Origin of the sequence: Bradyrhizobium sp. (assembly GCF_016462955.1) — a bacterium.
Taxonomy (GTDB): Bacteria; Pseudomonadota; Alphaproteobacteria; order Rhizobiales; family Xanthobacteraceae; genus Bradyrhizobium.
In genome coordinates, this window is record NZ_JAEMSD010000063.1 from 19,374 (window position 1) to 20,475 (window position 1,102).

Annotated in this window: 1 protein-coding gene; it reads left to right on the top strand. The window is 65.5% G+C overall.

The features are described from left to right. Nucleotides 1-18: 18 nt before the first annotated feature. A partial coding sequence (locus tag JHD07_RS09755; RefSeq protein ID WP_291621451.1) for a UvrD-helicase domain-containing protein occupies nucleotides 19-1,102 on the top strand: 1,084 nt, incomplete at its 3' end.

A 1,102-nucleotide genomic window follows, 5' to 3' on the forward strand; every position in this document is an offset into this window, starting at 1 on the left:
GGTCTGGGAGGCGGAATGATGAGCAGCGTGTCCAAAGTTCTCAAGGATGACGGGGCTCGCCGCGACGCGATCAGCCGCCATGATCGCTCGATCCTGGTCGAAGCCGGCGCAGGTTCGGGGAAGACCGCCGTCTTGGCCGGGCGTATCGCCATCATGTTGGCCGAAGGCGTCTCGCCACGCGCTATCGCCGCCGTCACCTTCACCGAACTGGCGGCGAGCGAGCTTCTCTCGCGTGTCCGCGAATTCGTCGCCGACCTCTCGGCTGGCCATCTCGCGGCCGAGCTGCGCGTGGCGCTGCCCAATGGCTTGTCGCAAGCGCAGCGCGGCAATCTCGCCACCGCAAGCGCTGCGATCGACGAAATCACCTGTTCTACGATCCACGGCTTCTGCCAGCGGCTGATCAAGCCGTATCCCGCCGAGGCGGACATCGATCCCGGCGCAGGGGTCATGGATCGGAATCAGGCCGATCTCACCTTCCTCGAAATCGTCGACGGCTGGTTGCGCGAGCGTCTGTCCGGCCACCAGGGCGGCATCCTCGCTGAAATGGTGCTGCACAGCCCTGGTGAAACCGTGGGTCTCATGCACAAAATCGCCGAGAATCTGCGTCGCCGCCGCACCCTTGCGGCTCCACCGACGCCGCCTCTCGATGGTCACATGACGGCCTTCCGGCAGGCAGTCGCCGATTTTGCAACCTTCATGCGCAGCGCCGGGGCCAGCGAGCCGGAAACGGAAGCAATCGTCGCGCGGCTGGTCGAAATGGCAGCCGCGCTGGCAGTCGGCCCTGATCCCGCTACGCCCTCGGGCCTGGTTCGGCTTCTGGTCTCGCGTCCGCACCCTGACCTTTGCACCAAGGCCGGCGCTTTCGCCTCCTATCGCAAGAAGGGCAAGTGGACGGCGGCGGCAAAGCAGGCAGGCCTTTCCAAGACCGATGGTGATCGGCTGAACGATGCCGCCCAAGGTCACTACGATGGCTGCTGCGCTGCGTGGATCTCGCTTCTTCAGGCGGCGGCCAGCCAGGTTCTGGCAGCGCTGATTGATGAAGCGCGTCCGATCCTCGAGCGCTATCGCGAACACAAGCGCGCCAGCGCCCAGCTCGACTTCG